This is a genomic window from Pseudomonas sp. NFX5 (assembly GCF_049132125.1).
Lineage (GTDB): Bacteria > Pseudomonadota > Gammaproteobacteria > Pseudomonadales > Pseudomonadaceae > Aquipseudomonas > Aquipseudomonas marginalis.
On sequence record NZ_JAFMZG010000032.1, the window covers coordinates 266628 to 290830 of the forward strand.

The 24203-nt window shown below is 55.0% G+C and carries 19 protein-coding genes and 3 pseudogenes; 10 read left to right on the forward strand and 12 right to left on the reverse strand.

Annotated elements, in window-relative coordinates:
• Window positions 1-39: 39 nt before the first annotated feature.
• From J1N02_RS23880 to J1N02_RS23905, 6 genes are all read right to left on the reverse strand, one after another.
• Window positions 40-792: a hypothetical protein gene (locus J1N02_RS23880; RefSeq protein ID WP_421147868.1), complete on the reverse strand. Its 753-nt coding sequence runs from the start codon at window positions 790-792 to the stop codon at window positions 40-42.
• Window positions 793-1082: 290 nt separating this feature from the next.
• Window positions 1083-2432: an MmgE/PrpD family protein gene (locus tag J1N02_RS23885; protein ID WP_421147869.1), complete on the reverse strand. Its 1350-nt coding sequence runs from the start codon at window positions 2430-2432 to the stop codon at window positions 1083-1085.
• A 98-nt stretch (window positions 2433-2530) separates the two neighbouring features.
• Window positions 2531-3859, reverse strand: coding sequence for an NAD(P)/FAD-dependent oxidoreductase (locus J1N02_RS23890; RefSeq protein WP_421147870.1), 1329 nt, complete (start codon window positions 3857-3859; stop codon window positions 2531-2533).
• A gap of 145 nt (window positions 3860-4004) precedes the next feature.
• The gene (locus J1N02_RS23895) at window positions 4005-4769 is read right to left on the reverse strand and encodes an amino acid ABC transporter ATP-binding protein (RefSeq protein ID WP_421147871.1); all 765 of its coding nucleotides are present in this window, start codon (window positions 4767-4769) and stop codon (window positions 4005-4007) included.
• Window positions 4766-5692 carry an amino acid ABC transporter permease gene (locus tag J1N02_RS23900; protein ID WP_421147872.1) on the reverse strand — a complete coding sequence of 309 codons (927 nt, stop codon included), beginning with the start codon at window positions 5690-5692 and terminating at the stop codon, window positions 4766-4768. Before J1N02_RS23900 ends, J1N02_RS23895 begins: the two co-directional genes overlap by 4 nt.
• A 13-nt stretch (window positions 5693-5705) precedes the next feature.
• Window positions 5706-6611, reverse strand: a complete 906-nt coding sequence (locus J1N02_RS23905) for an ABC transporter substrate-binding protein (protein WP_421147873.1) — start codon at window positions 6609-6611, stop codon at window positions 5706-5708.
• Between the two features lie 517 nt (window positions 6612-7128).
• Here J1N02_RS23905 and J1N02_RS23910 point away from each other — a divergent pair.
• The 10 genes and pseudogenes from J1N02_RS23910 to J1N02_RS23955 form a co-directional block, all read left to right on the forward strand.
• The gene (locus tag J1N02_RS23910; protein ID WP_421147906.1) at window positions 7129-7959 is read left to right on the forward strand and encodes an IclR family transcriptional regulator; all 831 of its coding nucleotides are present in this window, start codon (window positions 7129-7131) and stop codon (window positions 7957-7959) included.
• A 136-nt stretch (window positions 7960-8095) separates the two neighbouring features.
• Entirely contained in the window at window positions 8096-8995 is a 900-nt protein-coding gene (locus tag J1N02_RS23915) for a LysR family transcriptional regulator (RefSeq protein ID WP_421147874.1), read from the forward strand.
• A 131-nt stretch (window positions 8996-9126) separates the two neighbouring features.
• Entirely contained in the window at window positions 9127-10575 is a 1449-nt protein-coding gene (locus J1N02_RS23920; RefSeq protein ID WP_421147907.1) for a gamma-aminobutyraldehyde dehydrogenase, read from the forward strand.
• Window positions 10576-10662: 87 nt separating this feature from the next.
• The gene (gene ydcS, locus J1N02_RS23925) at window positions 10663-11814 is read left to right on the forward strand and encodes a putative ABC transporter substrate-binding protein YdcS (RefSeq protein WP_421147875.1); all 1152 of its coding nucleotides are present in this window, start codon (window positions 10663-10665) and stop codon (window positions 11812-11814) included.
• A 158-nt stretch (window positions 11815-11972) separates the two neighbouring features.
• The gene (locus J1N02_RS23930; RefSeq protein ID WP_421147876.1) at window positions 11973-13010 is read left to right on the forward strand and encodes an ABC transporter ATP-binding protein; all 1038 of its coding nucleotides are present in this window, start codon (window positions 11973-11975) and stop codon (window positions 13008-13010) included.
• 1 nt (window position 13011) lies between these two features.
• Complete coding sequence (locus J1N02_RS23935; RefSeq protein WP_108574864.1) at window positions 13012-13959, forward strand: ABC transporter permease; 948 nt, start codon at window positions 13012-13014, stop codon at window positions 13957-13959.
• On the forward strand, window positions 13949-14776 hold the full coding sequence (locus J1N02_RS23940) for an ABC transporter permease (RefSeq protein ID WP_108574865.1): 828 nt from the start codon (window positions 13949-13951) through the stop codon (window positions 14774-14776). Before J1N02_RS23935 ends, J1N02_RS23940 begins: the two co-directional genes overlap by 11 nt.
• Window positions 14777-14905: 129 nt before the next feature.
• Window positions 14906-16330, forward strand: coding sequence for a gamma-aminobutyraldehyde dehydrogenase (locus J1N02_RS23945; protein WP_421147877.1), 1425 nt, complete (start codon window positions 14906-14908; stop codon window positions 16328-16330).
• A gap of 610 nt (window positions 16331-16940) precedes the next feature.
• Window positions 16941-17936: pseudogene (locus J1N02_RS23950) on the forward strand (HAMP domain-containing protein); the annotation flags it as partial.
• 330 nt (window positions 17937-18266) lie between these two features.
• Window positions 18267-18794 (forward strand): annotated as a pseudogene (locus J1N02_RS23955) (methyl-accepting chemotaxis protein); the annotation flags it as partial.
• A gap of 926 nt (window positions 18795-19720) precedes the next feature.
• Here J1N02_RS23955 and J1N02_RS23960 read toward each other — a convergent pair.
• From J1N02_RS23960 to J1N02_RS23985, 6 genes and pseudogenes are all read right to left on the reverse strand, one after another.
• On the reverse strand, window positions 19721-20206 hold the full coding sequence (locus J1N02_RS23960) for an NADPH-dependent FMN reductase (RefSeq protein WP_421147878.1): 486 nt from the start codon (window positions 20204-20206) through the stop codon (window positions 19721-19723).
• 12 nt (window positions 20207-20218) lie between these two features.
• Complete coding sequence (locus J1N02_RS23965; RefSeq protein WP_421147879.1) at window positions 20219-20518, reverse strand: cupin domain-containing protein; 300 nt, start codon at window positions 20516-20518, stop codon at window positions 20219-20221.
• A 408-nt stretch (window positions 20519-20926) separates the two neighbouring features.
• Entirely contained in the window at window positions 20927-21520 is a 594-nt protein-coding gene (locus J1N02_RS23970) for a zinc-binding dehydrogenase (protein WP_421147880.1), read from the reverse strand.
• Complete coding sequence (locus tag J1N02_RS23975) at window positions 21517-22359, reverse strand: ParA family protein (RefSeq protein WP_421147881.1); 843 nt, start codon at window positions 22357-22359, stop codon at window positions 21517-21519. The genes J1N02_RS23970 and J1N02_RS23975 overlap by 4 nt, the downstream gene beginning before the upstream one ends.
• Before the next feature lie 4 nt (window positions 22360-22363).
• Window positions 22364-22592 (reverse strand): annotated as a pseudogene (locus J1N02_RS23980) (AlpA family phage regulatory protein).
• A 115-nt stretch (window positions 22593-22707) separates the two neighbouring features.
• Complete coding sequence (locus tag J1N02_RS23985; protein ID WP_421147882.1) at window positions 22708-23457, reverse strand: hypothetical protein; 750 nt, start codon at window positions 23455-23457, stop codon at window positions 22708-22710.
• Window positions 23458-24203: the final 746 nt, after the last annotated feature.

Genomic DNA, 24203 nt, shown 5'->3' on the forward strand with positions numbered 1-24203 from the left:
ACCGAAAAATGCGATAGTGGGGCTCGCGGGTTTCGGTATCTACCCTGAATCATCGATGCTGCGCCTAGCCGCCGCGAACTTTTCTTCAAGAGTACGTTGGCTAAATCCAGCTTTGTTGCGATTGTGAGCCATCAGAGCGCTGATGATGGACGCTTGGCTGGTGAAGGGTGAGTAGGGTTTACCACTCGGCGTTTTTGCTAAAAACAGGTTAACCAGAGTGCCTATCAGTTGAAGGTAGGTTCGTTCATTCCGAGCGTTTGGTTTTTTATTTTGATGGACTAGGTTTGTGAGCTTGGTGTTGTCTCTGCGAAGGGCTTGGACTTCTAGTTCTAGCCTTTCACTATTGTCTTTCGCATTTTTGTAAAGTGTCTTTAGGGCATTGTTTTCTGTGATCAGAGCGTTTACTAAATCAATGTCGTTGTTGTGGGAGCTTTTTCTTTCTAGCGTGCTGAATAAAAAATTTGGTTTTTCCAAAGGATAGAATTTTACAAACCAGCTCTTTAGATCTATATGTCGTATGGTGACCAGAGAGGGTTCAATGCTGGCTCCAGATGCGGTTGTGATGCCGTAATATCCGTAAATTAGTTCTCCATGAAGGATGGCATCCCAGAGAATATCAAGTTTTTCCTGGATACATGCGGGGACTACATGCTTCTCTGGCTGATAAACAGAGGAGGACGCCTCGCGCAATATTTTAGATTCAAATTCTTCAAGGCCACACCAGCGCACCGCTACTTCGATAGGGCGGTAAAATATCTTAGTGCCAAGGCGTTTAGGAATATTTTCTTCCATGAAGACTCCGTGTCGTAACCGCCGGTTGTCTATCTTTGTCGCGTGTTTAACTGTTTTCTAAACACCGAGCTTGTCGTAATAGGCTTCAACGGTCTCGCTATGGATGCCTCACCGCCCCCTACGTAGGGCAGTACCACTCGTTGCGATGTTGCTGCCCATTGATTTAGAAACTTACGAGCAGTCCGGTGTCAATGAGAGCGTTTATTTTCCGAGCTTATGGACACCGTTACGCCAATGCACGACTACCTCGCATGTCTCGCTAAACCACACTTCTGAGGCAGGAGAAGCAGTCACGAGTTAAAATTTTCATCTCGTAGCCGCACATTAATCGCCTCAAAGAGTGGACTAAAACCATTGGTCGCTATTTGCTCAACTGCTAGTACAACCTTGGACTGCTCATCAGAGGAAATAATCCCCGCCGAAAGTCGGTGGAATTTTTCGATCACCTGCTCCCAACTCATCGGATTTTCTACGTCGCCCAAGGGGTAAAGGACCGTCAAGCTTTCGGGGCCATTTCCCTGATCTAAAGTTACTCGGCAGGGCGTACCCTTTGGAAAAGAATCTACAAAATCATCGTGAGCAACGAGTTCAATGATTCCTGCCAAAGCCAAGACCTCTCTGTCCTCTAATGAGGCAGGATCTGCTGGTTGCAGGGCAGCTACACCGCGAAGTGCAGCCAAAGCGGCGTTGAAATAGTAACTGTATTGGCCGCCTTCCAGCGTCCTAGGAGTCCGTTCATTAGGAAGCTTAAGTCCATCCGGGAATGTCTCAATTCGAAGACTCAGAATTGGAAGCCCAGGACGGCGTAAGACCGAAATCGCATCGATAGCCGCGTGCATATACCGGCAGCATGCATAGGGTTTCAGGTAGCAGTCCTCCATCCACCAGTGCTCTCCCAGCTGCCCGAGAATGGCCTGACGGCTGAACAGTCTCTCATCATCCAGAAGATCGAGAATGCCCGTAGCGCCGGCTTGAGCCCGATAAGCTCCTGTCAATCCTGCAATGACTGCAGGCGGAATGAACTCCTTAACCGTGCTTCCTTCATAGATCGAATTCACGAACCCGATGGGGCCTTCCGCGCCCGCAATACCCATGGCATGGGCCATTTCCAATGCATTCAGTTTCAGCAGCCGTCCAACGGCAGCAGCCACGCCGTAACTGACCCAACGACCGCTGGCATAGGTATCGACGGTTGATGGCGGACGTGCTGTAGCCACCCGCAATCCAATATCATAACCGATGGCAATAGCGTCAAAGATGCAGTCGTCTGTAGCGCAGATGTCCTGCGCCACAGAAAACACCGCTGCAATAATACCGGCCCCTGGATGGCCGGCAGCGCCTCGGTGCCCGTCGTCAAGATCTAAAGCGCTTGCGACTGCCGAGTTAGCCATCGCGGCTCCTGCAATACTGAGCTTTTTATCACTGAGCCATAATCCTGACTTTCCCGTGCCATAAATTTTTTCCGCAGTGGTGCGGGCAGCGACAGCCAGCTTCGAATCAAATCCCGCTGCAGTAGCACTCAGCAAATCTGTGACGAGTAACGCACAGATCTTGCGCGCTTGGTCACTCAATGTGCCCTGGGGGTACTCGCTAGCAAAGGCTGCGAGTTCATCTATCACATGTGTGCTATCTAAATTCATTGAAGTACTCCAGCGGGGCTCGCTTGGACTGACAACTAGCCTTCTCCGCATGACCGCGTAACAATATTCATAGTGGGACGGTCGGTCAGACCAGTAAGTTAATCAAGTATGATTTCTGATCCGTCGAAGAATCGACCAAGCCTAAATACGTGTGGGTTCACCAGCGGCTGATCGTTCGTTACCAAGTCCGCCAAAAGTCGACCTGCGGCAGGACCGATTCCAAATCCGTGACCGGAGAAGCCTGTGCCAATAAAAAATCCTGGAATACTCTCGACACCTGAGATCACCGGTAAAGCATCCGGAGTAACGTCCATGTACCCGCCCCAGCGCTGAGCGATACGCGCGGTTTTCAGCTGCGGGAAAAGTTCGATGAACTGCTCGAATGCGATATCCGCATCCGATCCAGCCGGCTCGGGGTCGAGCGTGCGAATTTCTTCGAAAACTGTCTTCTCGTCGAGTTGCCAGCTTCGGCGGCGCAACAGTTCTTCGAAGAATCGCTTGCCAAATCTTATCTTTAGCTGGCCTGATTCGGTCTTAAGCGCTTTGAGATAGAGGAAAAACAGCCGAAAACTATCCGGCGTCAGTTCGCTGATCGAGCTGAATCCGTTAGCTATCGTATACCCTCCATCGACACGCTTGCGAAACGCAAATGGGCCCGTACTCGTACAGCAGTCCGGCCCACCTTCAACTGGGGTAGTCTGGACCACAGAAGCTCTTAATAGGAGTTGAGGTACGTTAATCCCAAGATTTCCGCAGAAATGGCGGGACCAAGCTCCGCCGGCTACGACGACACTTTGGCATTGGATTACGCCATGCTCTGTAACAACAGCGCTAACCCGCCCGGCACTTGTTTCTACTCCTCGCGCGGCACATGGAGTGAGAACTTTGACGCCGCGGGAGCGTAACAGCGCAACCAGTGCTGTCACGGCTTTTTCGGGTTCGGCTCGGCCGTCTGTCGGGGTATAAATACCACCTTTGAAGCGACGCGAAGCTGTTGGCAAGACCATTGCGACTTGGTCTGAGCTGAGAACGCGCGTGTCAAAAGTATCTCCAGCAACTCTTCTAGCGCGCTCTAGCCAACTTGTATGAGCTTCCATGGCTGCGTCAGTTTCCGCTGCATACAGAATTCCGCACTGACGGAAACCGGTATCGATTCCGTAGGTCGCTTCGAATTCACGCCACATTTCGACGCTTTTGATGCTTAGTTCAAGTTCCCGGGGGTCTCGCTTAGTTATCCGGCACCAACCCCAGTTGCGGCTGGATTGTTCACCTGCAATCGGCCCTTTTTCGCAGAGTGCGACAGTCAAGCCCTTGAGGCTTAACGATAGAGCCGTAGAGGCTCCGATGATCCCGCCCCCGATCACAACTACATCTACTTTTTTGGGCAAAACAATATCGTCCATCACCGTATCGAGGTTCTGGTTCATAAACAACTTCCTGAGAAGGCTACTATCGCCCGGCATACTAGTGCCAGGTGCTAGGCGGCCCAGTTCTAGGCCGCAGAAAAGTAAGAACACCCCGCTGAGTTACTTTGGCAGAACGGACGATCGTCTGAGTTCCGCGATAAATCAGTTAAAGCACTTTTGAGAGAAAAGCCTGGGTCCTTTCGTGCCTTGGCGCGCCAAGAACTTGCGCCGGTGGCCCATTCTCAACCACCACGCCTTGGTCCATAAACACAACCTGGTCACCAACTTGACGTGCGAAGCCAAGCTCGTGGGTAACTACGACCATAGTCATGCCCTGCTCGGCTAGCTTCTGCATGACATCCAACACCTCACCGACAAGCTCTGGATCGAGCGCCGAGGTCGGTTCGTCAAACAGCATAAGCTTTGGCTTCATTGCTAAAGCTCGGGCGATAGCCACCCGCTGCTGCTGACCGCCCGACAGCTCCGAGGGAAATGCCCCTCCCTTATGGCCCAGTCCTACTCGATCCAGAAGTGCTTTGGCTTCTTCAATCACCTCTTTTCGAGGTCTGCCCAGCACTTGGATTGGAGCCTCAATGACATTCTCTAGTACAGTCATATGCGGAAAAAGATTGAAACGTTGGAAGACCATCCCTGCCGCCAGTCGCGAGCGAGCAGTATCTCGCTCCTTCATTTCATAAAGGCGTCCGTTACGCTCTTCATAACCAACCAGCTTCTGGTCCACATAGAGGCGCCCAGCATTGATTTTTTCAAGGTGATTGATGCACCGCAGGAAGGTCGTCTTGCCTGACCCGGAGGGTCCGATAAGGCACGTGACGGAACCCCGTTCGACCTGTAGATCAATGCCCTTCAGGATCTCCAGGGAACCAAAGCTTTTTTTCACACCTCGAGCTTCAACCATTAAGTTGTTCATTGCGCGTCCCCCGCCAAGGTGCGGTCAGCAGACTGAGTAGAATTGTCAAAACCACGACCGTAGCGTCGCTCCAGCTTGTTTTGGAATACGTTCATTACCGATGTCATAACCAAGTACCATCCGCTTGCCACAATCAGCAGCGGTATAGTCTGATAGTTAGAGGAGTAAATGATCTGTGCTGAATACAAAAGATCCGAAATCGCCAGAACACTTACCAATGAGGTGCCTTTCAACATCCCGATAACTTGATTACCGGTAGGCGGTAGCACAACACGCATCGCTTGAGGAAGGATGATTCTGCGTAAAGCCTTGCCTCCATTCATCCCGAGAGCTCTCGCAGCCTCATGTTGCCCCTTGTCGACGGACGCGATACCTCCCCGTATGATTTCTGCCATATAAGCCGCCTCGTTAAGCGCTAGACCCAGAAGAGCCGCACCCAGCGGGGAAATGAAATCGTTCGCAGAGCCGATCACCCACGTCGGCCCACCGAAGGGAAGACCGATAGAGAGAACTGGATACAGCGCCGCGATGTTGTACCAAAAGATCAGTTGGACCAACAGCGGAGTACCACGGAAAAACCAAATATATAATCTGCTCGTAGCACTAACGACCGGATTATCGGACAGCCGCATGACAGCAAGAATTGTCCCGAGGATAATTCCGATCGCCATAGATACTAAGGTAAGAATTAGTGTTAGACCCGCGCCCCTAAGTATTTGCGGAGCGAAGATGTAGTCAATAACCACTTCCCAATGAAAACGCTGGTTTGTAGCTACATTCCAGGCGACCCCAAATGCCACCAGGACCAGTAAAACGCCAAAGGCTAACCGGACTGGGTGCTTCAGGGGAACAACGGGAGGTGAATCCCTGGTTGAAGTTGAGGCCTGATCACCTGCAGCGTTACGAATGTCGATTGATGGCATTTGAGTGACCTACTTACTGAGCGAAGTTAACACGAGCATCGGTAATCGCGCTTGACTTGACGCCATACTTATCGAGTACTGCCATGTACTCCGGGCTTTTAATTACATGAGCGACTGCTGCTGCGGTTGCTTTCAGTAAACCTGAATCCTTCGACATGCCAACACCGACAGGTTCGAAGTTGAATGCGTCACCAACTTCAATCTCGGGGATTTGTTTAACGGCCAAGTCGAGAATAGGGGCATCAGCCCAGACAGCGTCTTGTCGGCCGCTAGTAAGCGCCCCAATGGCTTGCCTGGTTTCTTGGAACGTGCTGACTTTGATTTCGTCTTTCCCATCAGCTACGCATTTTTTGTTGAATTGTGGGACCTCAACAGTAAGCTGGTAGCCTCCGGTAAGAACAGCGACCCTTTTCCCGCATAGAGTCGTATGGTTAATTGCTTGAGGATTACCTTTTGGAACTACAATATCTTCCCCGACCAGCAGGTAATCAACGAAATCTAGAACTTTCATTCGAGCGGCAGTCGGAGTCATCGACGCTACCGCCATATCGTATTTGCCAGCTGCCAACCCTGGTATGAGGGTATCAAACGTCGCCACCTTGATTTCTACTTCCATTCCCAATGCTTGACCGATCAAGCGGGCAATGTCCGGGTTGATCCCGGTCATGCGCTCGGTACCAGGCTCGTAGTACTGAGTAGGAGGCTCGTTGGTTGGCATAGCTATTCGAAGCACTTTCTTAGCTTTGACCGAGTCTGGGAGCAGATTGGTCGCCTCTTGGTTCACAGCAAGCGAGGGCGTGGCTGATTCGGCTGCCTGGGTCGAAGGGATACCGATAAGAAGTAACGAAGTAGCCATCATTCCGGCCATCGCTATCTGATGCGTACGAAGTTTCCGGAAAATGCTGAGGCGGATATTCATCTGTGAGTCTCCATTTTGTACATAGGCGGCAGTACGACCTGGGTAGCTCCCAGGGAGCGAAGAAGCCGAGCATGTACGGCTGAGGATCTATTTATTTTGTTGGGTCTATGCCCTAGCGTCCGCTATCGCGGTGTCGCCGTTGAAGCCTACTGATCAGTCACACGTCCAACAAATACCAAATTGAGAAAGTAGCATTCGCATTAATCAATAGCTGTTTTTCATCTGGTATCCGCCCCTCAACGGTTTTCCCCCGACTCATCGGAGCGGGGCGTCTTGGGTTCCTTGTCGCGTCAGGCGGCCTGTCAGCTGAGATCGTTAGATCCCCTCGACAGCTCGGTCATCAACGTCTGTAAAAAACTCTCAGTGATGGGGGCATACGGATGGGTACCTTTCGCTATCCATCTCCACCCAGGTGGCTGATTAAAAACGATCCTATTGGGTTTCGATGGTATATTCCGCTTAAATCTTAATTAGTTTTGTATTTATTCACTGAGTGAAATATATGGCTGACGTATTCATGAGTAATTCCATTCATCAGAATGAACGGTCTCCAGAAGCAGGTTTGACGGCTGCTTCGAGATTGTTTGCGGTTTTGCGTGCACTCGCTGATACGCCGGAGGGAGGGGAGCGGGTCACTCAACTGGCCGTCCGCATTGGTTTGTCTCAACCCACTACGCACCGATTGCTAAGGAGTCTTATCGATGAGGGCATGGTGGAGCAGGACGTAAACACTAAGCGCTATCGCCTAAGCCTAGATCTCTTTGCTCTGTCCGCACGAGCGCAGAACGCCGGGAATCTGCGCGATTTAGTCCGTCCTGCATTGCTGAGGCTGTCGGCGTCGCTGGGGGAATCGCTAATTCTTTTGGCTCGGTCTGGATTTGATGCCATATGCCTCGACCGCACGGACGGTCCTTACCCGATACGCACCTTTACCGGCGATATAGGTGGTCGCGTGGCATTAGGCGTGGGCCAGGGTAGCTTGGCGATTCTTGCGTTTCTTCCGGATGAGGAGCGCGATGCAGTGATCAGTTACAACATGCCTCGGCTCAAGGATTTTCATCATTACGACGAGGTCTTTTTGCGATCTGAGATCGAGAACGTGCGTAGGGCAGGATATGCCTCACGCCTGACTGGAGCATTACCCGGTATGGCGGCGGTAGGGGTGCCGATCTTTGATCGTAGCGGGCGGGTTGTGGCGGCCATAAGTGCATCGACCATTAGTGATCGTCTCGGACCGGATCGACTACCGGCAGTCGTTGAGATCCTCAAGCGTGAGGCAGAGCAAATCGGCTCGCGAATTAGCCCCTTTGATCCGGTCTCACGAAATCCCTCCCAGATGCTTAGATGAGATCGGGACCTACCTTCGTGACTCACGGCCAACCTGTCGAAAGGTTGCGTGCGCTGAGCAAGTTCCTATGTTCCCTGGAGAAAATTTATAGCCCCGGGATAGGTTTCGTTGGACCACCTTTGGTTGAGGCTTGCCTATGATGAGTTTGCGGCAGATTCGGTATTTCATCGCCGTCGCGGAGACGGGGTCGATTTCCGCAGCAGCCCAAGCAGTATTCATCTCTCAATCCACTCTTACGCTCGCGGTGCAAAAGCTTGAGGAGGAAATAGGCGTAAGCCTATTTAGCCGTCATGCCAAAGGTATGACGCTGACCCATCAGGGGCATCAATTTTTGCGTCAGTCACACCTTATTCTCGCCACAGTGGAAAATGCCAAACGCAGCCTGCAGCAAAGCACCGAACAAGTCGGGGGGCACTTGATCATTGGCGTGACCAGCTTAGTAGCAGGCTACTACCTGGCAGACCTTCTCACCCGTTTTCAGCGCGCCTTCCCCAACGTTGGTATCAGCGTCATGGAAGATGAGAGGCCTTACATTGAGCATCTATTAGTCAGCGGTGAGGTCGACGTTGGGGTCCTCATCGTGTCGAATCTCGAAGATCGCCAGGCCCTACAGTGCGAGGTGCTCACGCAATCGCCCTTCCGTTTATGGCTCCCCCCCCGGCACCCGCTCCTCGCGTGCGATAGTCTCCATATGGCCGATGTCGCCAAGGAGCCGTTGATTCAGCTTTGCATTGACGAGATGGAGATAAATGCCAGGCGCATGTGGTCGAGCGCCCAACTGCAGCCTCTCGTAACCCTGCGTACGGCTTCGACTGAAGCTGTAAGAAGCCTAGTGGCAGCGGGCCTCGGAGTTGCCATTCAGCCGGACATGACCTATCGGCCCTGGTCGCTGGAGGGGGACATTGTTGAAGGCCGTCCATTGGCAGACTTGACCCAGACTTTAGATGTCGGCCTTGCCTGGCGTCGAGGCAGTGCTCGATCAGAGTTAGTCGATTTGTTCCTAGAGGTCGTTCGGGAGAAGCCTTACGGACGTTAGCTATCAGTTTTCCAGAAGGCACCCTTGTGTATTTCGAATTAGGCAAGAGGGAACGATTTCCATACCCTCGCTCTTCATAACCGCGCTCACCAAGCCTCGAGCGGAGCGGTAACTTATGAGGTCTTCCAGTGATGGCGCCACTAATAACCACCTTGTTAATTGACGGCCAGTTAGTCGCAGGAGAAGGCTTCGTCGAACCCATCGTCAATCCAGCGACCGGCGAGGTGTTGACTCATATAGCTGGCGCAAGCACTGAGCAGGTCGAATCGGCTATCTTCGCCGCATACCGGGCTTTCCCCAGTTGGTCGCGAACCACGCCGCAGCAACGGGCCTCTGTGCTGTTGGCGATTGCGGATGCCATAGAGAAGCAGGCTGACGGTCTGGCAAGGCTGGAGTCCCTGAACTGTGGAAAGCCGTTGCACCTGGCCCGTCAGGATGATTTGAGCGCCACCGTTGATGTGTTTCGCTTTTTCGCTGGCGCGGTGCGCTGCCAGACCGGGCAGTTGAGCGGCGAGTACTTGCCGGGCTACACCAGCATGGTCCGACGCGATCCGATTGGTGTTGTGGCATCTATTGCGCCGTGGAATTACCCAATCATGATGGCCGCGTGGAAAATCGCCCCGGCCCTGGCTGCCGGCAATACCCTGGTGTTTAAGCCTTCCGAGCACACACCGCTGTCGATTCTGGCCCTGGCGACGGCACTGGCTGAGATCCTGCCGCGGGGCGTGATAAACGTTATCTGCGGGGGCGGTGAAGACGTCGGCAGCCACTTGGTCAGTCATCCTAAAGTACGCATGGTTTCCCTGACTGGTGACATCGTCACGGGGCAGAAAATCTTGCAGGCCGCTGCAAAAACCCTCAAACGCACCCACCTCGAACTCGGCGGCAAGGCTCCGGTGATTGTCTGCAATGACGCTGACCTTCAAGCCGTGATCGAGGGGGTGCGCAACTATGGTTACTACAATGCTGGGCAGGACTGCACCGCTGCTTGTCGGATCTATGCCCAGGCCGGCATTCACGACAAGCTGGTGGCTGACCTCGGTGCGGCGGTCAGTAGCTTACGCTTTGCCGGTAAGCGCGATGTCGATAATGAAATGGGGCCGCTGATCAGCACTCGCCAACGTGATCGTGTGGCCAGTTTTGTTGAGCGTGCCTTGGCCGAACCGCACATCGAACGCATCACTGGTGCGGCAGCTCATTCCGGTGCCGGTTTCTATTACCAGCCGACCCTACTGGCCGGGTGCAAGCAGAGCGATGAAATCGTTCAGCGCGAAGTGTTCGGGCCGGTGGTCACCGTGACCCGCTTCGACGAGCTAGAGCAAGCGGTGGGCTGGGCCAATGACTCGGAGTACGGCCTAGCGTCGTCCGTGTGGACCCAGAACCTGGACAAGGCGATGCAGGTGGCAGCGCGGCTGCAGTACGGCTGCACCTGGATCAACAGCCATTTCATGCTGGTCAGCGAGATGCCCCACGGCGGTTTAAAGCGCTCGGGTTACGGCAAAGATTTATCCAGTGATTCGCTCCAAGACTACAGCGTGGTACGGCACATCATGGCCCGCCACGGCAACGACCTGAAATAACCACAATACCTTAACAACGAGCCGACAAGGCCAGCTTCGCCATGTTCAAAAAACTGCCCCGACCATAATTAAAGAAGAGGGAAACCCATGTTTGTGCACAAAACTGTACTGTTCAGTGCAATCACCACCGCGCTGCTGGCCAGTGCCAGTATCCAGGCCGCCGAACCGCTGAAAGCCGTCGGTGCCGGCGAAGGTCAGTTGGATATCGTCGCCTGGCCGGGCTATATCGAACGTGGCGAGAGCGACAAGGCCTATGACTGGGTCACCGGTTTCGAGAAAGAAACCGGCTGCAAGGTCAACGTCAAGACCGCCGCGACCTCCGACGAGATGGTGAGCTTGATGGCCAAGGGCGGCTACGACCTGGTCACCGCGTCGGGCGATGCGTCGTTGCGATTGATCGTTGGCAAGCGTGTGCAGCCGATCAATACCGCGTTGATCCCGAACTGGAAGAACATCGACCCGCGCCTCAAAGATGCACCGTGGTACGTGGTCAACAAACAGACTTACGGCACCCCGTATCAGTGGGGGCCGAATGTGCTGATGTACAACACCAACGTGTTCAAAACCGCGCCGACCAGCTGGAACGTGGTGTTCGACGCGCAAAACCTGTCGGACGGCAAGCCGAACAAGGGGCGCGTTCAGGCGTATGACGGTCCGATCTACATCGCTGACGCCGCGCTGTACCTGAAAACCACTAAGCCGGAATTGGGCATCCAGAGCCCGTACGAGCTGACCGAAACCCAATACAAGGCCGTGCTCGATCTGTTACGCGCCCAGCAGCCGCTGATTCACCGCTACTGGCACGACACCACCGTGCAGATGAGTGACTTCAAAAACGAAGGCGTGGTCGCGTCCAGCGCCTGGCCGTATCAGGTAAACGGCCTGATGAACGAGAAGCAACCGATCGCTTCGACCATCCCGAAAGAGGGTGCCACCGGCTGGGCTGACACCACCATGCTGCACGCTGAGGCCAAGCACCCGAACTGCGCCTACAAGTGGATGGATTGGTCACTGCAACCGAAAGTCCAGGGTGACGTCGCCGCATGGTTCGGCTCGTTGCCAGCGGTTCCGGCGGCGTGCAAGGAGAGCGAACTGCTTGGCGCCGAAGGCTGCAAGACCAACGGTTTCGACCAGTTCGAAAAAATCGCTTTCTGGAAAACCCCGCAGGCAGAAGGCGGTAATTTCGTGCCGTACAGCCGCTGGACTAAGGACTACATCGCGATTATGGGCGGTCGTTAACACAGAGTCTCTGTGGCAAAGGAGCTTTTGTCCTGAGGGGGAAATCCTCCTCGCCACGATAAGTATTCCAGCCACACATACACGATCTCGATTACAGATTTTTCAGAAGTCCAGGCAGGGCCGCTGCGACGGCCCGCGCCTTTTTGGAGCACCGCACCATGACGCTTGCAGTCCAATTCACTCACGTTTCCCGTCAGTTTGGCGAAGTGAAAGCCGTTGACCGGGTTTCCATCGACATCCAGGACGGTGAGTTTTTTTCCATGCTCGGCCCTTCCGGCTCGGGCAAAACCACCTGTCTGCGTCTGATCGCCGGTTTTGAACAACCGAGTGCAGGCTCGATCCGCATTCATGGCGAAGAAGCCGCCGGGTTGCCGCCGTATCAACGTGACGTGAACACCGTGTTCCAGGATTACGCGCTGTTCCCGCACATGAACGTTCGCGACAACGTCGCCTACGGTTTGAAAGTCAAAGGCGTCGGCAAGGCTGAACGCCTGAAGCGCGCCGAAGAAGCCCTAGACATGGTCGCCCTCGGCGGCTATGGCGAGCGCAAGCCAGTGCAACTCTCCGGCGGTCAGCGCCAGCGTGTGGCCTTGGCCCGCGCCTTGGTCAACCGTCCACGTGTACTGCTGCTCGACGAACCCCTCGGCGCACTGGACCTGAAGCTGCGCGAGCAGATGCAAAGTGAGCTGAAAAAGCTGCAACGCCAACTCGGCATCACCTTTATCTTCGTGACCCACGACCAGACCGAAGCGCTGTCGATGTCCGACCGTGTGGCGGTGTTCAATAAGGGTCGAATCGAACAGGTCGACACCCCGCGCAACCTGTACATGAAGCCAGCGACCACGTTTGTTGCCGAGTTCGTCGGCACCTCCAACGTGATTCGCGGCGATCTGGCGAAGCAGTTGAGCGGCAATCCTCAGCCGTTTTCGATTCGCCCGGAACACGTGCGTTTCGCCGAAGGTTCGTTGGCCAGCCATGAGATCGAAGTCAGCGGCTTGCTGCATGACATCCAATACCAAGGCAGCGCCACGCGCTATGAAGTGAAACTGGAAAACGGCCAGACCCTGAGCATCAGCCAGGCTAACAGTCAGTGGTTGGACACCAGCGCCCGGCATCAGACCGGGCAGCGCATCAGCGCACGCTGGGCGCGCGAGGCGATGATCCCGCTGCACGACAATGTTGCAGGCGGGGTGTGACATGAACACCTTGGCTATCTCTCAATCGTCAGCCATCGGCTCGCCGTTGCGCCGGTTTTCCAACCTGCTGTATCGCCGGCCCAACTTCTATTTGTCGCTGCTGCTGGTGCCGCCGCTGTTGTGGTTCGGCGCGATCTACCTCGGCTCGTTGTTGGTATTGTTGTGGCAAGGTTTCTACACCTTCGATGACTTCACCATGGCGGTCACCCCTGACCTGACCCTGGCGAACTTCGCCGCACTGTTTCAGCCTTCGAACTTCGACATCATCCTGCGCACGCTTAGCATGGCGATTGTCGTGTCGATCGCCAGCGCCATCGTCGCGTTCCCGATTGCCTACTACATGGCGCGTTACACCACTGGCAAGACCAAGGCTTTTTTCTACATCGCGGTGATGATGCCGATGTGGGCCAGTTACATCGTCAAGGCGTATGCCTGGACCTTACTGCTGGCCAAGGGTGGCGTGGCGCAGTGGTTCGTTCAGCACTTGGGACTGGAGCCTGTGCTGCAATTTGTCCTTGGCATTCCCGGCGTGGGTGGTAGCACCTTGTCGACCTCGCACCTGGGCAGGTTCATGGTGTTCGTCTACATCTGGCTTCCGTTCATGATCCTGCCGATCCAGGCCTCGCTGGAACGTCTGCCGCCGTCACTGTTGCAAGCCTCGGCCGACTTGGGCGCCAAGCCGCGCCAGACGTTTATGCAGGTGATTTTGCCGCTGTCGATACCGGGCATTGCGGCCGGTTCGATCTTCACGTTCTCGCTGACCTTGGGCGACTTCATCGTGCCGCAACTGGTGGGCCCGCCGGGCTACTTCGTCGGCAGCATGGTCTACGCCCAGCAAGGCGCGATCGGCAACATGCCGATGGCCGCCGCGTTCACGCTGGTGCCGATTGTGCTGATCGCCATTTACCTGACCATCGTTAAACGCATGGGGGCCTTCGATGCGCTCTAAGCCAATCAAACAGGGCGACCAGGCCTCCCTGGGCCTAAAAATCGCCGCGTGGGGCGGGTTGGTGTTTCTGCACTTCCCGATCCTGATCATCTTCCTCTACGCCTTCAACACCGAAGAAGCGGCGTTCAGCTTTCCGCCCAAGGGCTTCACCCTGCACTGGTTCAGCGTGGCGTTTTCGCGCCCCGACGTACTGGAGGCGATCAAGCTCTCGGCGCAAATCGCCGCCATTGCGACATTGATTGCGATGGTCCTCGGCACACTCGCATCGGCGGCGTTGTACCGTCGGGAGTTCTTCGGCAAGCAAGGCATCTCGCTGATGCTGATTTTGCCAATTGCCCTGCCGGGGATCATTACCGGGATCGCGTTGCTGGCGACCTTTAAGACACTGGGGATCGAGCCCGGGATGTTCACCATCATCGTCGGCCACGCGACCTTTTGTGTGGTGATCGTTTACAACAACGTCATCGCCCGGTTGCGTCGCACCTCGCACAGTTTGATCGAAGCCTCGATGGACCTCGGTGCCGACGGTTGGCAGACTTTCCGCTACATCGTCCTGCCGAGTCTTGGTTCGGCCTTGCTGGCCGGCGGCATGCTGGCGTTTGCGCTTTCCTTCGACGAGATCATCGTCACCACCTTCACCGCCGGCCACGAACGTACCCTGCCACTGTGGCTGCTCAACCAGCTCAGCCGCCCACGCGACGTGCCGGTGACCAACGTCGTCGCGATGCTGGTGATGATGGTGACCATGTTGCCGATTCTCGGCGCCTATTACCTGACCCGTGGCGGCGAAAGTGTTGCGGGTAGTGGCGGTAAATAGAACAGTAACTGATAACAACTATCCCCTTTGTGCGAGCTTGCTTGCGATGCGTTTGGCGTTTTCAGAGACGCCATCGCGGGCAAGCACGCCCGCGCGGAAAACAAGAATTGCGTCGATGAGGATAAAGCCATGCAAACCAAACTCTTGATCAACGGCCAATTGGTCGACGGCGAAGGCCCCGCCCAACCAGTGTTCAACCCTGCGCTGGGACGTGTCTTAACGGAAATAAACGAAGCCAGCGAAGCCCAGGTAGATGCGGCGGTGCGCGCCGCAGATAGCGCCTTTGAAAGCTGGTCGCAAACCACCCCGAAAGAACGCTCGCTGCTGCTGCTCAAACTCGCCGACGCCATCGAAGCCCATGGCGAAGAGCTGGCCAAACTGGAGTCGGACAACTGCGGCAAGCCTTACAACGCTGCGCTGAACGATGAGATCCCGGCGATTGCCGACGTGTTCCGTTTCTTCGCCGGCGCCAGCCGTTGCATGAGCGGCTCGGCGGGGGGTGAATACCTGCACGGCCACACCTCGATGATCCGGCGCGACCCGGTCGGCGTGATCGCCTCCATCGCGCCGTGGAACTACCCGCTAATGATGGTCGCCTGGAAAATCGCCCCAGCATTGGCTGCCGGTAATACCGTGGTGCTCAAGCCGTCGGAACAAACTCCGCTGACCGCGCTGCGTCTGGCTGAGTTGGCGTCGGAGATATTCCCGGCTGGTGTGCTCAACCTGGTATTCGGCCGTGGTCCTAGCGTCGGCAGCCCGCTGGTCACGCACCCGAAAGTGCGCATGGTTTCGTTGACTGGTTCGATCGCCACCGGTTCGAACATCATTTCCAGCACCGCCGACAGCGTCAAACGCATGCACATGGAACTGGGCGGCAAGGCCCCGGTGATCATCTTCGATGACGCCGACATCGACGCCGCCGTGGAAGGCATTCGCACGTTCGGCTTCTACAACGCCGGGCAAGATTGCACTGCCGCATGTCGCATCTACGCGCAGGAAGGCATCTACGACAGGTTCGTCGAGAAACTCGGCAAAGCGGTCAGCAGCATCAAATACGGCTTGCAGGATGATCCGTCGACCGAGCTCGGTCCGTTGATCACCGCGCAACACCGCGACCGCGTGGCCGGGTTAGTCGAGCGTGCCGTGGCGCAATCGCACATCCGTTTGATCACTGGCGGCAAGGCCGTGGAAGGCAATGGCTTCTTCTTCGAACCAACGGTGTTGGCCGACGCTCAGCAGGACGACGAGATTGTTCGTCGTGAGGTGTTCGGGCCGGTGGTCTCGGTGACCAAATTCACCGATGAAGCGCAGGTGCTGGGTTGGGCCAACGATTCGGACTACGGCCTGGCCTCTTCGGTCTGGACGTCGGACGTCGGTCGCGCGCATCGCTTGTCCGCACGTTTGCAGTACGGCTGCACGTGGGTGAATACGCACTTCATGCTGGTCAGCGAAATGCCCCACGGAGGTCTGAAACTGTCCGGGTATGGCAAGGACATGTCCATGTACGGGCTGGAGGACTACACCGTCGTTCGGCATGTGATGTTCAAACACTAAGCTATTGAAGGTGGTCGCAGAACTGGTCGATCACCCGGGCCGACTTGTCAGCTTATGTGTCGGACGAACCCAAAAAGGGCAGCAGCCATTTCATGGGATGAGGCACTGAATGACATTGCGCAACAGATGTGGGCGATGAGGCTTGTGGTGACCTGCTAGGCCTAGCAGGTACCAGTGAGTCTCTGCTGCTTATCGACCTCAATCGGCGGCGCAATCAAGCCTCACGTGAGTTGAGTCGTTATCTGGAAGATCTTTAGTCCTCCCTCTACGTGTGATGTCCCTGGGTGTCCAATATTTGTCATCTTTCGCGAGAATCCTCATGTTCGACAAGCTTTCAATTCGTCTGAAAATTGTCCTGTTGTCCGGGCTGTGCCTGCTCGCTGTAGTGGCGATAGTTGTTGGCATGAACCTGTATCAATCGCGCCAGAATAATCAGGTGGTCGGCGATGCCAGCTCACGCATGCTGACTCAGAGCGTGCAAAACCTGCTGCGGGCCATTGCCGTCGAAAAAGCAGAATCAATACAGAAGAACTTTGGCGAAAGCTTATTGGTGCTCAATGCATTGAACGACCAGGTTCGGGATCTACGGAGCATGGGCCAGGTACGCTCTATGAATGCCGCTAGCATACGTGAAGAAATCGACCGGGCTCTGAAAACGACCTTTGATCGCAACATTAATGCGTTCGGCATTTGGCTATCCTTCGAGCCCAATGCGCTGGACGGCAGGGATAGCGACTTCGTTAACGATCTAGCACGTGGTGGTAATGACAGTGGACGATTCTCAAGCTATTGGAGTCGCGCCAATGGGCCGGCGGTACACACCCTCATTGCTGAAAAATCGTTGAAGAGAACTGATCTTAACCTCAGCGGGACGCCGAACAACATTTGGTATACCTGTACGAAAGACAGTGGACGCACCTGTTTGCTAGAGCCGTATTCCGACACTGTGGGTACCAGCAAAGAGATGGTGATGATGACTACTGTTACCGTTCCAGTCACGGTCGAGGGCAAGGTGCTTGGTGTGCTGGGCATCGACGTCGCGCTGGACTCATTGCAAGCTTCGGCAGCAGTTTCCCAGCGCGAGCTGTTCAAGGGCGCCGGCCACATGCTAATCGCCTCCCATGCTGGCTTACTTGCGGCCCACAGCAATGACGCTGCCATGATTGGCAAAAACCTGGATGAAGCCTTAGGCGACGATGCTCGCCAGGTGCAACAGCAGCTTGCCACCGGAGAATCGCAGGTGCTCCAACAAGGGCACATAATACGCGCGGTCTTTCCTGTCGCACCGATTCCCGATGCTAAACCTTGGGCAGTGATCATCGACTTGCCGGAGCAGGTACTGCTGGCCGACTCTGAAAAACTGCAGGTCATTCTGGATGACGCGAAGAACACTGGAGCCCTCAAGGCCCTTCTAGTCGCAAGCCTTGCTGGGCTGGGTGGGCTGCTTTTGATGTGGTTGGCGGCCTCTAGCGTCACTCGCCCGATCAACCAGGTTGCCGCCATGCTCAAGGATATCGCGAGTGGCGATGGCGACTTGACCCAGCGCCTGAAGTACCACAAGCAGGATGAGCTTGGCGAACTGGTCAGTTGGTTTAACCGCTTTCTAGACAAGCTGCAGCCAATTATCGCTCAGATCAAACAAAGCATCACTGAAGCACGGGCTACTGCCGACCAGTCCTCGGCAATCGCCCGCCAGACCAGTGAGGGTATGCAGATCCAGTTCCGCGAAATCGATCAGGTCGCCACGGCGTCTAACGAAATGAGCGCCACGGCCCACGATGTTGCCAACAATGCGTCGAGCGCCGCAAGTGCAGCCCGTGGTGCCGGCCAGTCGGCCAGGGACGGAATGGCCATCATTCAGCGCAGTACTCGAGACATCAACTCGCTAGCTGAAGAGGTGAGTAAGGCAGTTGGCGAAGTCGAAGCTCTAGCGGTCAACAGCGAGCAGATTGGTTCGGTGTTGGAAGTGATCCGAAGCATTGCCGAACAGACCAATCTGTTAGCCCTTAACGCCGCCATCGAAGCGGCCCGTGCCGGCGAAAGTGGTCGCGGTTTCGCGGTGGTGGCAGACGAAGTACGCAACCTCGCCCGACGTACCCAGGACTCAGTTGAGGAAATTCGCCAAGTCATCGACTGCATACAGAGCAATACCCGTGGCGTGGTTGCGACGATGCATTCCAGTCACGGCAAGGCGCAGGAAAATGCTGGGCAGATCAATCATGCCGTGCAGGCTCTGGACCGCATCAGCGACGCGATCACGGTAATTAGTGACATGAACCTGCAGATCGCCAGTGCCGCCGAACAACAAAGCGCAGTGGCCGAGGAGGTCAACCGCAATGTCTCAGCAATCCGTAGCGTCACTGAAACCCTGACAGGCCAAGCAGCCGAGTCGGCCCAGGTGAGCAGTCAGCTCAACGCCCTGTCGTCACAACAAATGAAGTTGATCGATCAGTTCCGAGTTTGAGCTGATGCGTTCGTTGTCGATAGTTTTTTTCATATGCCTAGAGAGCGATTGGTTCAGAATATCATTGGAGCAAACAAGGGGAACAAAAATGCAGCTTAAAGCGACTTCGTTGCTCCGCGATGAGGCGTACGTTGACGGAGAGTGAATCGCTGCAGATAGCGGATAGACCATCAAGATGCACAACCCTGTCACGGATGAAATCATTGGTACTATCCCAAGATGGGGGCGTTTGAAACTCGCCACACTATTGAGACCGCTGAAAAAGCGCTGGCTGCTTAGAGTGCTAAGACTGCAAAAGAGCGTTCAGCTTTTCTGCGCTGATGTTTTGAGGCATCCATAAGGCAGTTCTCCATTGCGTATGGCGTCTAAAGTCCTTTCGAAAGCGATGTGAAGATTGGGCCATTGGGGAAATAGGACTGCAAGGTTCTCGGGGCGAGACCAGTCCGCTTGGCTAATTTGGGCTTCGTAGCGAATGAGATTGCACCAGCGCAATGCTGTATCTATAGGGCGATAGAAGGTTTTCGTATTCGGATTGAAAACATAAACGCTCATCTGTAGCGGACCTCCATTCCTAATGGGCAGGTCTCTCACCGATTGTTTATATCAAAATTATCTATTCACGCTAGCTATTTCCTCGGTTGACCAACTCGGTGAGGTCATTCATTTCCAGTTAAACGAGTTGTTTTTTACGCGTAAACATCTCAGAAAACGTAGGTCCCCTTCAAGACGAAATACTCAGTGATCTCGTTCCACTAACGTGATCGCCCCCCCCCCCCCCCAAGTTTTTCATTCTTAGGGGTAACTTGGCAGGTCATTTACAGCAGCAGTCTAGCCCAAACACGATTTGCAGTTTTTCAGTAACGTCAAGAGCACCCACGCTGCTTCATTGCCTTTTTCATCGACGTTATGTCTGCTGCTCCGCATCGCTATTCCAAGAGGTTGATTTCGCGTATCAAATCCTCGACCGCCGCAATCATAAACGCAGTTGTTGTCTCATCCTCGAACTCGCCCTCCCGGATTTTCTGATTGATGCCCGGAATGACGATCTGCGGGCAGTCGATCACTCGCGAGAGCGTGGCTGTCAGCGTCTCACGCAGTTGGGACTGGGCACGCACTCCGCCGAGCACCCCGGGTGAGGAGGTCATTGTCAGCACCGTTTTTTTCAGAGGTGAATTGAATCCTGGGCGAGAGGCCCAATCCAGCGCGTTTTTAAGCACGCCAGACATACCGTAGTTATATTCGGGCGAGCAGATGATTAGACCATCGGCCTGTGCGATGGCCACTTTCTGTGCATCCACCGATGCAGGCAGTGCATCGGCTTCAAGATCGGAGTTGTACGCAGGGATGTCATTCAGCGCGAAGAGGCTCATATGCACTTGTTCCCCCAGTCGTTTGGAAAGGGTCTTGAGCACTACGGTGTTGGTTTACTGTGACCGCAAGCTGCCGGAAATACCGAGTAGGTGATATACGGCGGTCGCCATAAAACTCCTTGGGGCAGAAGGTGAAAGATGAAATGCACGTGGCCTGTCACTTTGGCGTAAAACACCGATCATCACGAATAATGCCCGGAGAACCCGGTCGCTTTTATTGCGCCAGGCGTACCGTGTGCCGTTTTGAACGACGATGTCACCGGCTTTTACGAGGCGACTTTCGCCGTTGTCCAACTCCAGCCACATCTCACCTTCCAGAATGACTCCGTAATCTATCGTGGCGGTGGTGTGCATGCCGGGATGGTCAGGTTCGAAGCTTTCGATCAAGCCTGACAGCGCAGCACTGAGTTCCCCATAGGCCTGGACACCGTCGATGGGGTTCTGCAGACGCTGTCCGGTGGGAAGTCAAACAGCGCAATGCTGGTGCCGCCCTGTGCCGGAATCAGTGACGCCAGCGCCAGTGTTGGGTCGCTTGCCAGGGCGAGGAGGGTCGGCATCGCCGGTGTCGTCCAGAGCTGAGCCATGCCGTGCCCGGGTATCGAGGCAAAGGCCTGAGCGCGTGGTGCGAAATCGTCGGAGACAAATACGGAGTGACCCTGTTCTTCGTGTCCGGTGACCAGTCTTTTTATCTTCATGAGCAATACTCAGCGCGTCAATAGGGCAGCAGGGAGCGCGAGCAGGTGCGCCTCCCGCTGCGAGAAATCAAGGGCAGATCACATAGTTGCTGAAACCGCCGTGGCGGTTTTCGATACCGGAGATCGCGCGGCTGACGTCTGCGAGGTTGAAGGTGGTGTGCTCGAAGAAGGAAAGATCCAACACGCCGGATTCAACCATATCGGCCATGGCCTGGCCTTGCCCGGTGGTGAAACACGCCGAACCGCTGAGCTGGATGTCGTTGTCCATGATCCAGTGCACGTCGATGGGCACGTCGCCGGCAATGGCGCCGATGTTCACCAGATGCCCGCCGCGATGCAGGGATTTGAGCGCTTGGGTCGGGCTCTCGTGCGGCGCACCAGGGGCCAGCGCGTCGATGACGATGTCGACATCCTCGCCCTGGGTGACCTCGCTGATCCATTGCTGGGTCGGCACGGTGCCGAGGGTATGGATCTCAATCCTGCCGGGAGCTGCCAGGTCTTTGACTTTCTGGAACAGTTCCTGGTTTCTGGCGGTCCCGAGAATCTTGCGCACCCCCATGGCCAGCTCCAGCGCTACGGCGCCCACGCCGAGCGTACCGCTGATGCCGTTGAACAATACGGTATTGCCGGGCCCGCGCCCCGGCTTGGTGATTCGTCTCATTGAACCTCCACGCATCGGCTCACCGAAGAGATCGCTTCGCGCCATTCCGGGAACAACTCGATGGCCAGCGCTTGCATGGTTTCCAGCGCTGATGGCGAGCGTCGTTCCCGTGACTGGCGCGTCTCGATTCGGTGGGCCGGAAGGCCGAGTGAGGTGGCGTTGAGATACACCGCCCGGTCTGGAACTACGGTGTCTAGAACCGAGATATTGGTAGTCCCAGCAAAGGTTTCGCGCAGGCTATGGATGATCATCCGGGTGTCCACTCGAATGGCATTCACCTGGTTCAGTAGCAGTCGTAAGGGGGGTGGTGGAATGCCCAGGTGGCGGAACGGTTCGAGTTCACTGAGCAGCTTCAAGGTGCCGCGGCGCAGTTCGCGAGCGACGAGCATTTCCGGCGGGATGGGAGAGAGGGCGAGATCGGAGGCCAGGATGGCCATCTCCAGCAGCACGCTGCGTGCGCCTTGGGTGTCGATCAAAAGCAGGTCGTGCCTGGCGCGAAAGGTATCCAGCAGATTGCGCAGCCGCAGTCGCCCATCTGGGGCATGCAGCAGCAAGGTGCTCAGCCGGCCTTGATCGTCGTTGGAGAGGATCAGATCAAGCACTGCAATCACTGTCCTGTAAATAATCTGCGCAGGCATAGCTAGGTTGAGTGCGATGAACTCGTACGCACCGGCATCAGCCTTCTGGCTCAAGGCGTAATAGTTGGAGAGGGTGGGTTGGCTATCCAGATCCAGTAGCAGGACGCGTAGACCCGCATCTGCCAGAAGACCGCCGAGATTCGCGGTCACCGTTGTTTTGCCCACGCCACCCTTGGTGGAAACCATCGATACCACACGCATGACGTCAGTCCTGCTGCGCCAAGCGCTCGCTGACCCAACGCTCGATTTCCAGCGAGTCCCAGCCCACAGCGCGCAATCCAATGCGTTTAGCCTGAGGAAATTTCCCTTCCTTCATCAGGTTGTAAATATGCGCACGCTTGAAGCCGGTTTTACGCTCCACCTCGTCACGCCGCATGATGTGACGTTCTCTGCAGTTGAGGTGCTTCAACGATGGGTGAGGATTGGCTGGACATGTTGGCCACTCCCGGCGCCGATTGGCGCTTGGTGGGAAGTGACCTGAATTGAATAACAGAAAGAGGAGGGCGTCATTGCACTGCAATCGGGTGTGTTGCAATGCAATGTCTTGGTCTATTTGCTCTTTTTGAGGTTGCGATTGGCTGCGGCGAACTTCTCATCCAGCGTTCGTTTGCTCAGGCCTGGTACCTCGCTGTAGCGTGCGATAACGGCATCGACGATTGCAGATTGGCTCTTGAACACGGAGAGAGGGTGACCAGCAGGTGATTGGTCTAGGAAGAGATTGAGCAAAGCACCGATAATATTCTGATAGGTGAGTTCGCTACGCTCGCTAAGCTGTCCATGCGTTTTGACCATTGCTTTGAGGTCGTCCCGTTCAAGTCCGATAGCCCGGAAATCTACCAAAATCTCTTGGAGGTGATGCTGTAGCGTATTCAGCTCTCGCAGGAGAGTATCCCGATCCGCCTGTAGCGCAAGGAAGGTTCCGATACTGACTTTTTCATGAGTCTCTCTGTCTGATTCAAACAGAAAGCCAGGCTTCTGATCGGGATAGTAAATCTGCATCCAGTGGCGTAAATCGGAGTGGCGTATCGTCAGTTGAAAGGGCTCCATGTCACTTCCCTTGGGAACCGAAATACCGAGACAGCCATAAGTCAGTTCCCCATTACGTACTGCGTCGTAGATTTTTTCGATAGCTGCGTGCAAGCAGGGCCATTGCGGAAATAGGGAGTCAAGTTCCTCGGGACGAGACCATGTTGCTTGGACAATCTGTGCTTCGTAACGGATGAGATTGCACCAACGCAATGCTGCATCGATTGGGCGGTAGAAGGTTTTGGAATGCGGATTAAAAGCATAAAAGGACATAATAGCGATGGACCTCCATTTCTATTGGATAGGCCTCTCGCCGAATACCTGTATACCAACCAGCTGATGGCAGTGGCTGTTTACTCGGGTTTTAGCTTTGCGAGGTCATTCCATTTACCTATTACTCGATGTTGTTTCGACATGTATTTGCTCAAGAGCCAGTTTTTTTGGGTTGAGAATGGACTCTTGTAGCCTGTATTGGTTTGTCAATTCAGATGCCAGCGATCTGGATATTTAGGTGAAGCAATGTAGACCATTTTTGCAGACAGTTAATTTTTGGTTAGGTTCAGGGAGTAAGCCTATTTCCTTCTTTTTTGGTAATGTTGATTTCAAACTAGGCGAGTCATTCCATTTTCCTATCGTTTGATGTTGTTTTAATATGCTTATTGTTAAATGGCCTGTCCGATTGGGTGGAAGGAAGGACTTTGTAATCTGTATGGAGTTGCCAGCTCAGGCGCCAAAACATGGCTTTGAAGTTGGCTGCAGCCAAGGGCACCACTTTTCCGCGGATACTTGATAGCTTGATTTAACGCAAGTAGTAGGGCCTATTGCCGATGTGTATAGGTGGCTTGTTCACTGGTCGATACCTGCCCACGCTCGCTTGTTAGTCCTAGTATCTGTTCCCATGGCTAGATGCCGCCTGTGGGCCAGTACGAACATGCCGGTGTAGTACGGGCGCTAAACGCGGGAAAACTGGACATCGGTTGCGCAAGAACTGAGGTGGGCTAAAGCCACTGTGGCGCCCA

Excerpts from the sequence above, each read along its gene's own strand:
- J1N02_RS23940 (WP_108574865.1), top strand. The coding sequence starts at position 13,949 with ATGCGCTCTAAGCCAATCAAACAGGGCGACCAGGCCTCCCTGGGCCTA.
- J1N02_RS23970 (WP_421147880.1), bottom strand. The coding sequence starts at position 21,520 with ATGAGACGAATCACCAAGCCGGGGCGCGGGCCCGGCAATACCGTATTG.
- J1N02_RS23890 (WP_421147870.1), bottom strand. The coding sequence starts at position 3,859 with ATGAACCAGAACCTCGATACGGTGATGGACGATATTGTTTTGCCCAAA.
- J1N02_RS23895 (WP_421147871.1), bottom strand. The coding sequence starts at position 4,769 with ATGAACAACTTAATGGTTGAAGCTCGAGGTGTGAAAAAAAGCTTTGGT.
- J1N02_RS23930 (WP_421147876.1), top strand. The coding sequence starts at position 11,973 with ATGACGCTTGCAGTCCAATTCACTCACGTTTCCCGTCAGTTTGGCGAA.
- J1N02_RS23945 (WP_421147877.1), top strand. The coding sequence starts at position 14,906 with ATGCAAACCAAACTCTTGATCAACGGCCAATTGGTCGACGGCGAAGGC.
- J1N02_RS23985 (WP_421147882.1), bottom strand. The coding sequence starts at position 23,457 with ATGTCCTTTTATGCTTTTAATCCGCATTCCAAAACCTTCTACCGCCCA.
- J1N02_RS23920 (WP_421147907.1), top strand. The coding sequence starts at position 9,127 with ATGGCGCCACTAATAACCACCTTGTTAATTGACGGCCAGTTAGTCGCA.
- J1N02_RS23885 (WP_421147869.1), bottom strand. The coding sequence starts at position 2,432 with ATGAATTTAGATAGCACACATGTGATAGATGAACTCGCAGCCTTTGCT.
- J1N02_RS23975 (WP_421147881.1), bottom strand. The coding sequence starts at position 22,359 with ATGCGTGTGGTATCGATGGTTTCCACCAAGGGTGGCGTGGGCAAAACA.
- J1N02_RS23910 (WP_421147906.1), top strand. The coding sequence starts at position 7,129 with ATGAGTAATTCCATTCATCAGAATGAACGGTCTCCAGAAGCAGGTTTG.
- ydcS (WP_421147875.1), top strand. The coding sequence starts at position 10,663 with ATGTTTGTGCACAAAACTGTACTGTTCAGTGCAATCACCACCGCGCTG.
- J1N02_RS23900 (WP_421147872.1), bottom strand. The coding sequence starts at position 5,692 with ATGCCATCAATCGACATTCGTAACGCTGCAGGTGATCAGGCCTCAACT.
- J1N02_RS23880 (WP_421147868.1), bottom strand. The coding sequence starts at position 792 with ATGGAAGAAAATATTCCTAAACGCCTTGGCACTAAGATATTTTACCGC.
- J1N02_RS23965 (WP_421147879.1), bottom strand. The coding sequence starts at position 20,518 with ATGCACACCACCGCCACGATAGATTACGGAGTCATTCTGGAAGGTGAG.
- J1N02_RS23935 (WP_108574864.1), top strand. The coding sequence starts at position 13,012 with ATGAACACCTTGGCTATCTCTCAATCGTCAGCCATCGGCTCGCCGTTG.
- J1N02_RS23915 (WP_421147874.1), top strand. The coding sequence starts at position 8,096 with ATGATGAGTTTGCGGCAGATTCGGTATTTCATCGCCGTCGCGGAGACG.
- J1N02_RS23905 (WP_421147873.1), bottom strand. The coding sequence starts at position 6,611 with ATGAATATCCGCCTCAGCATTTTCCGGAAACTTCGTACGCATCAGATA.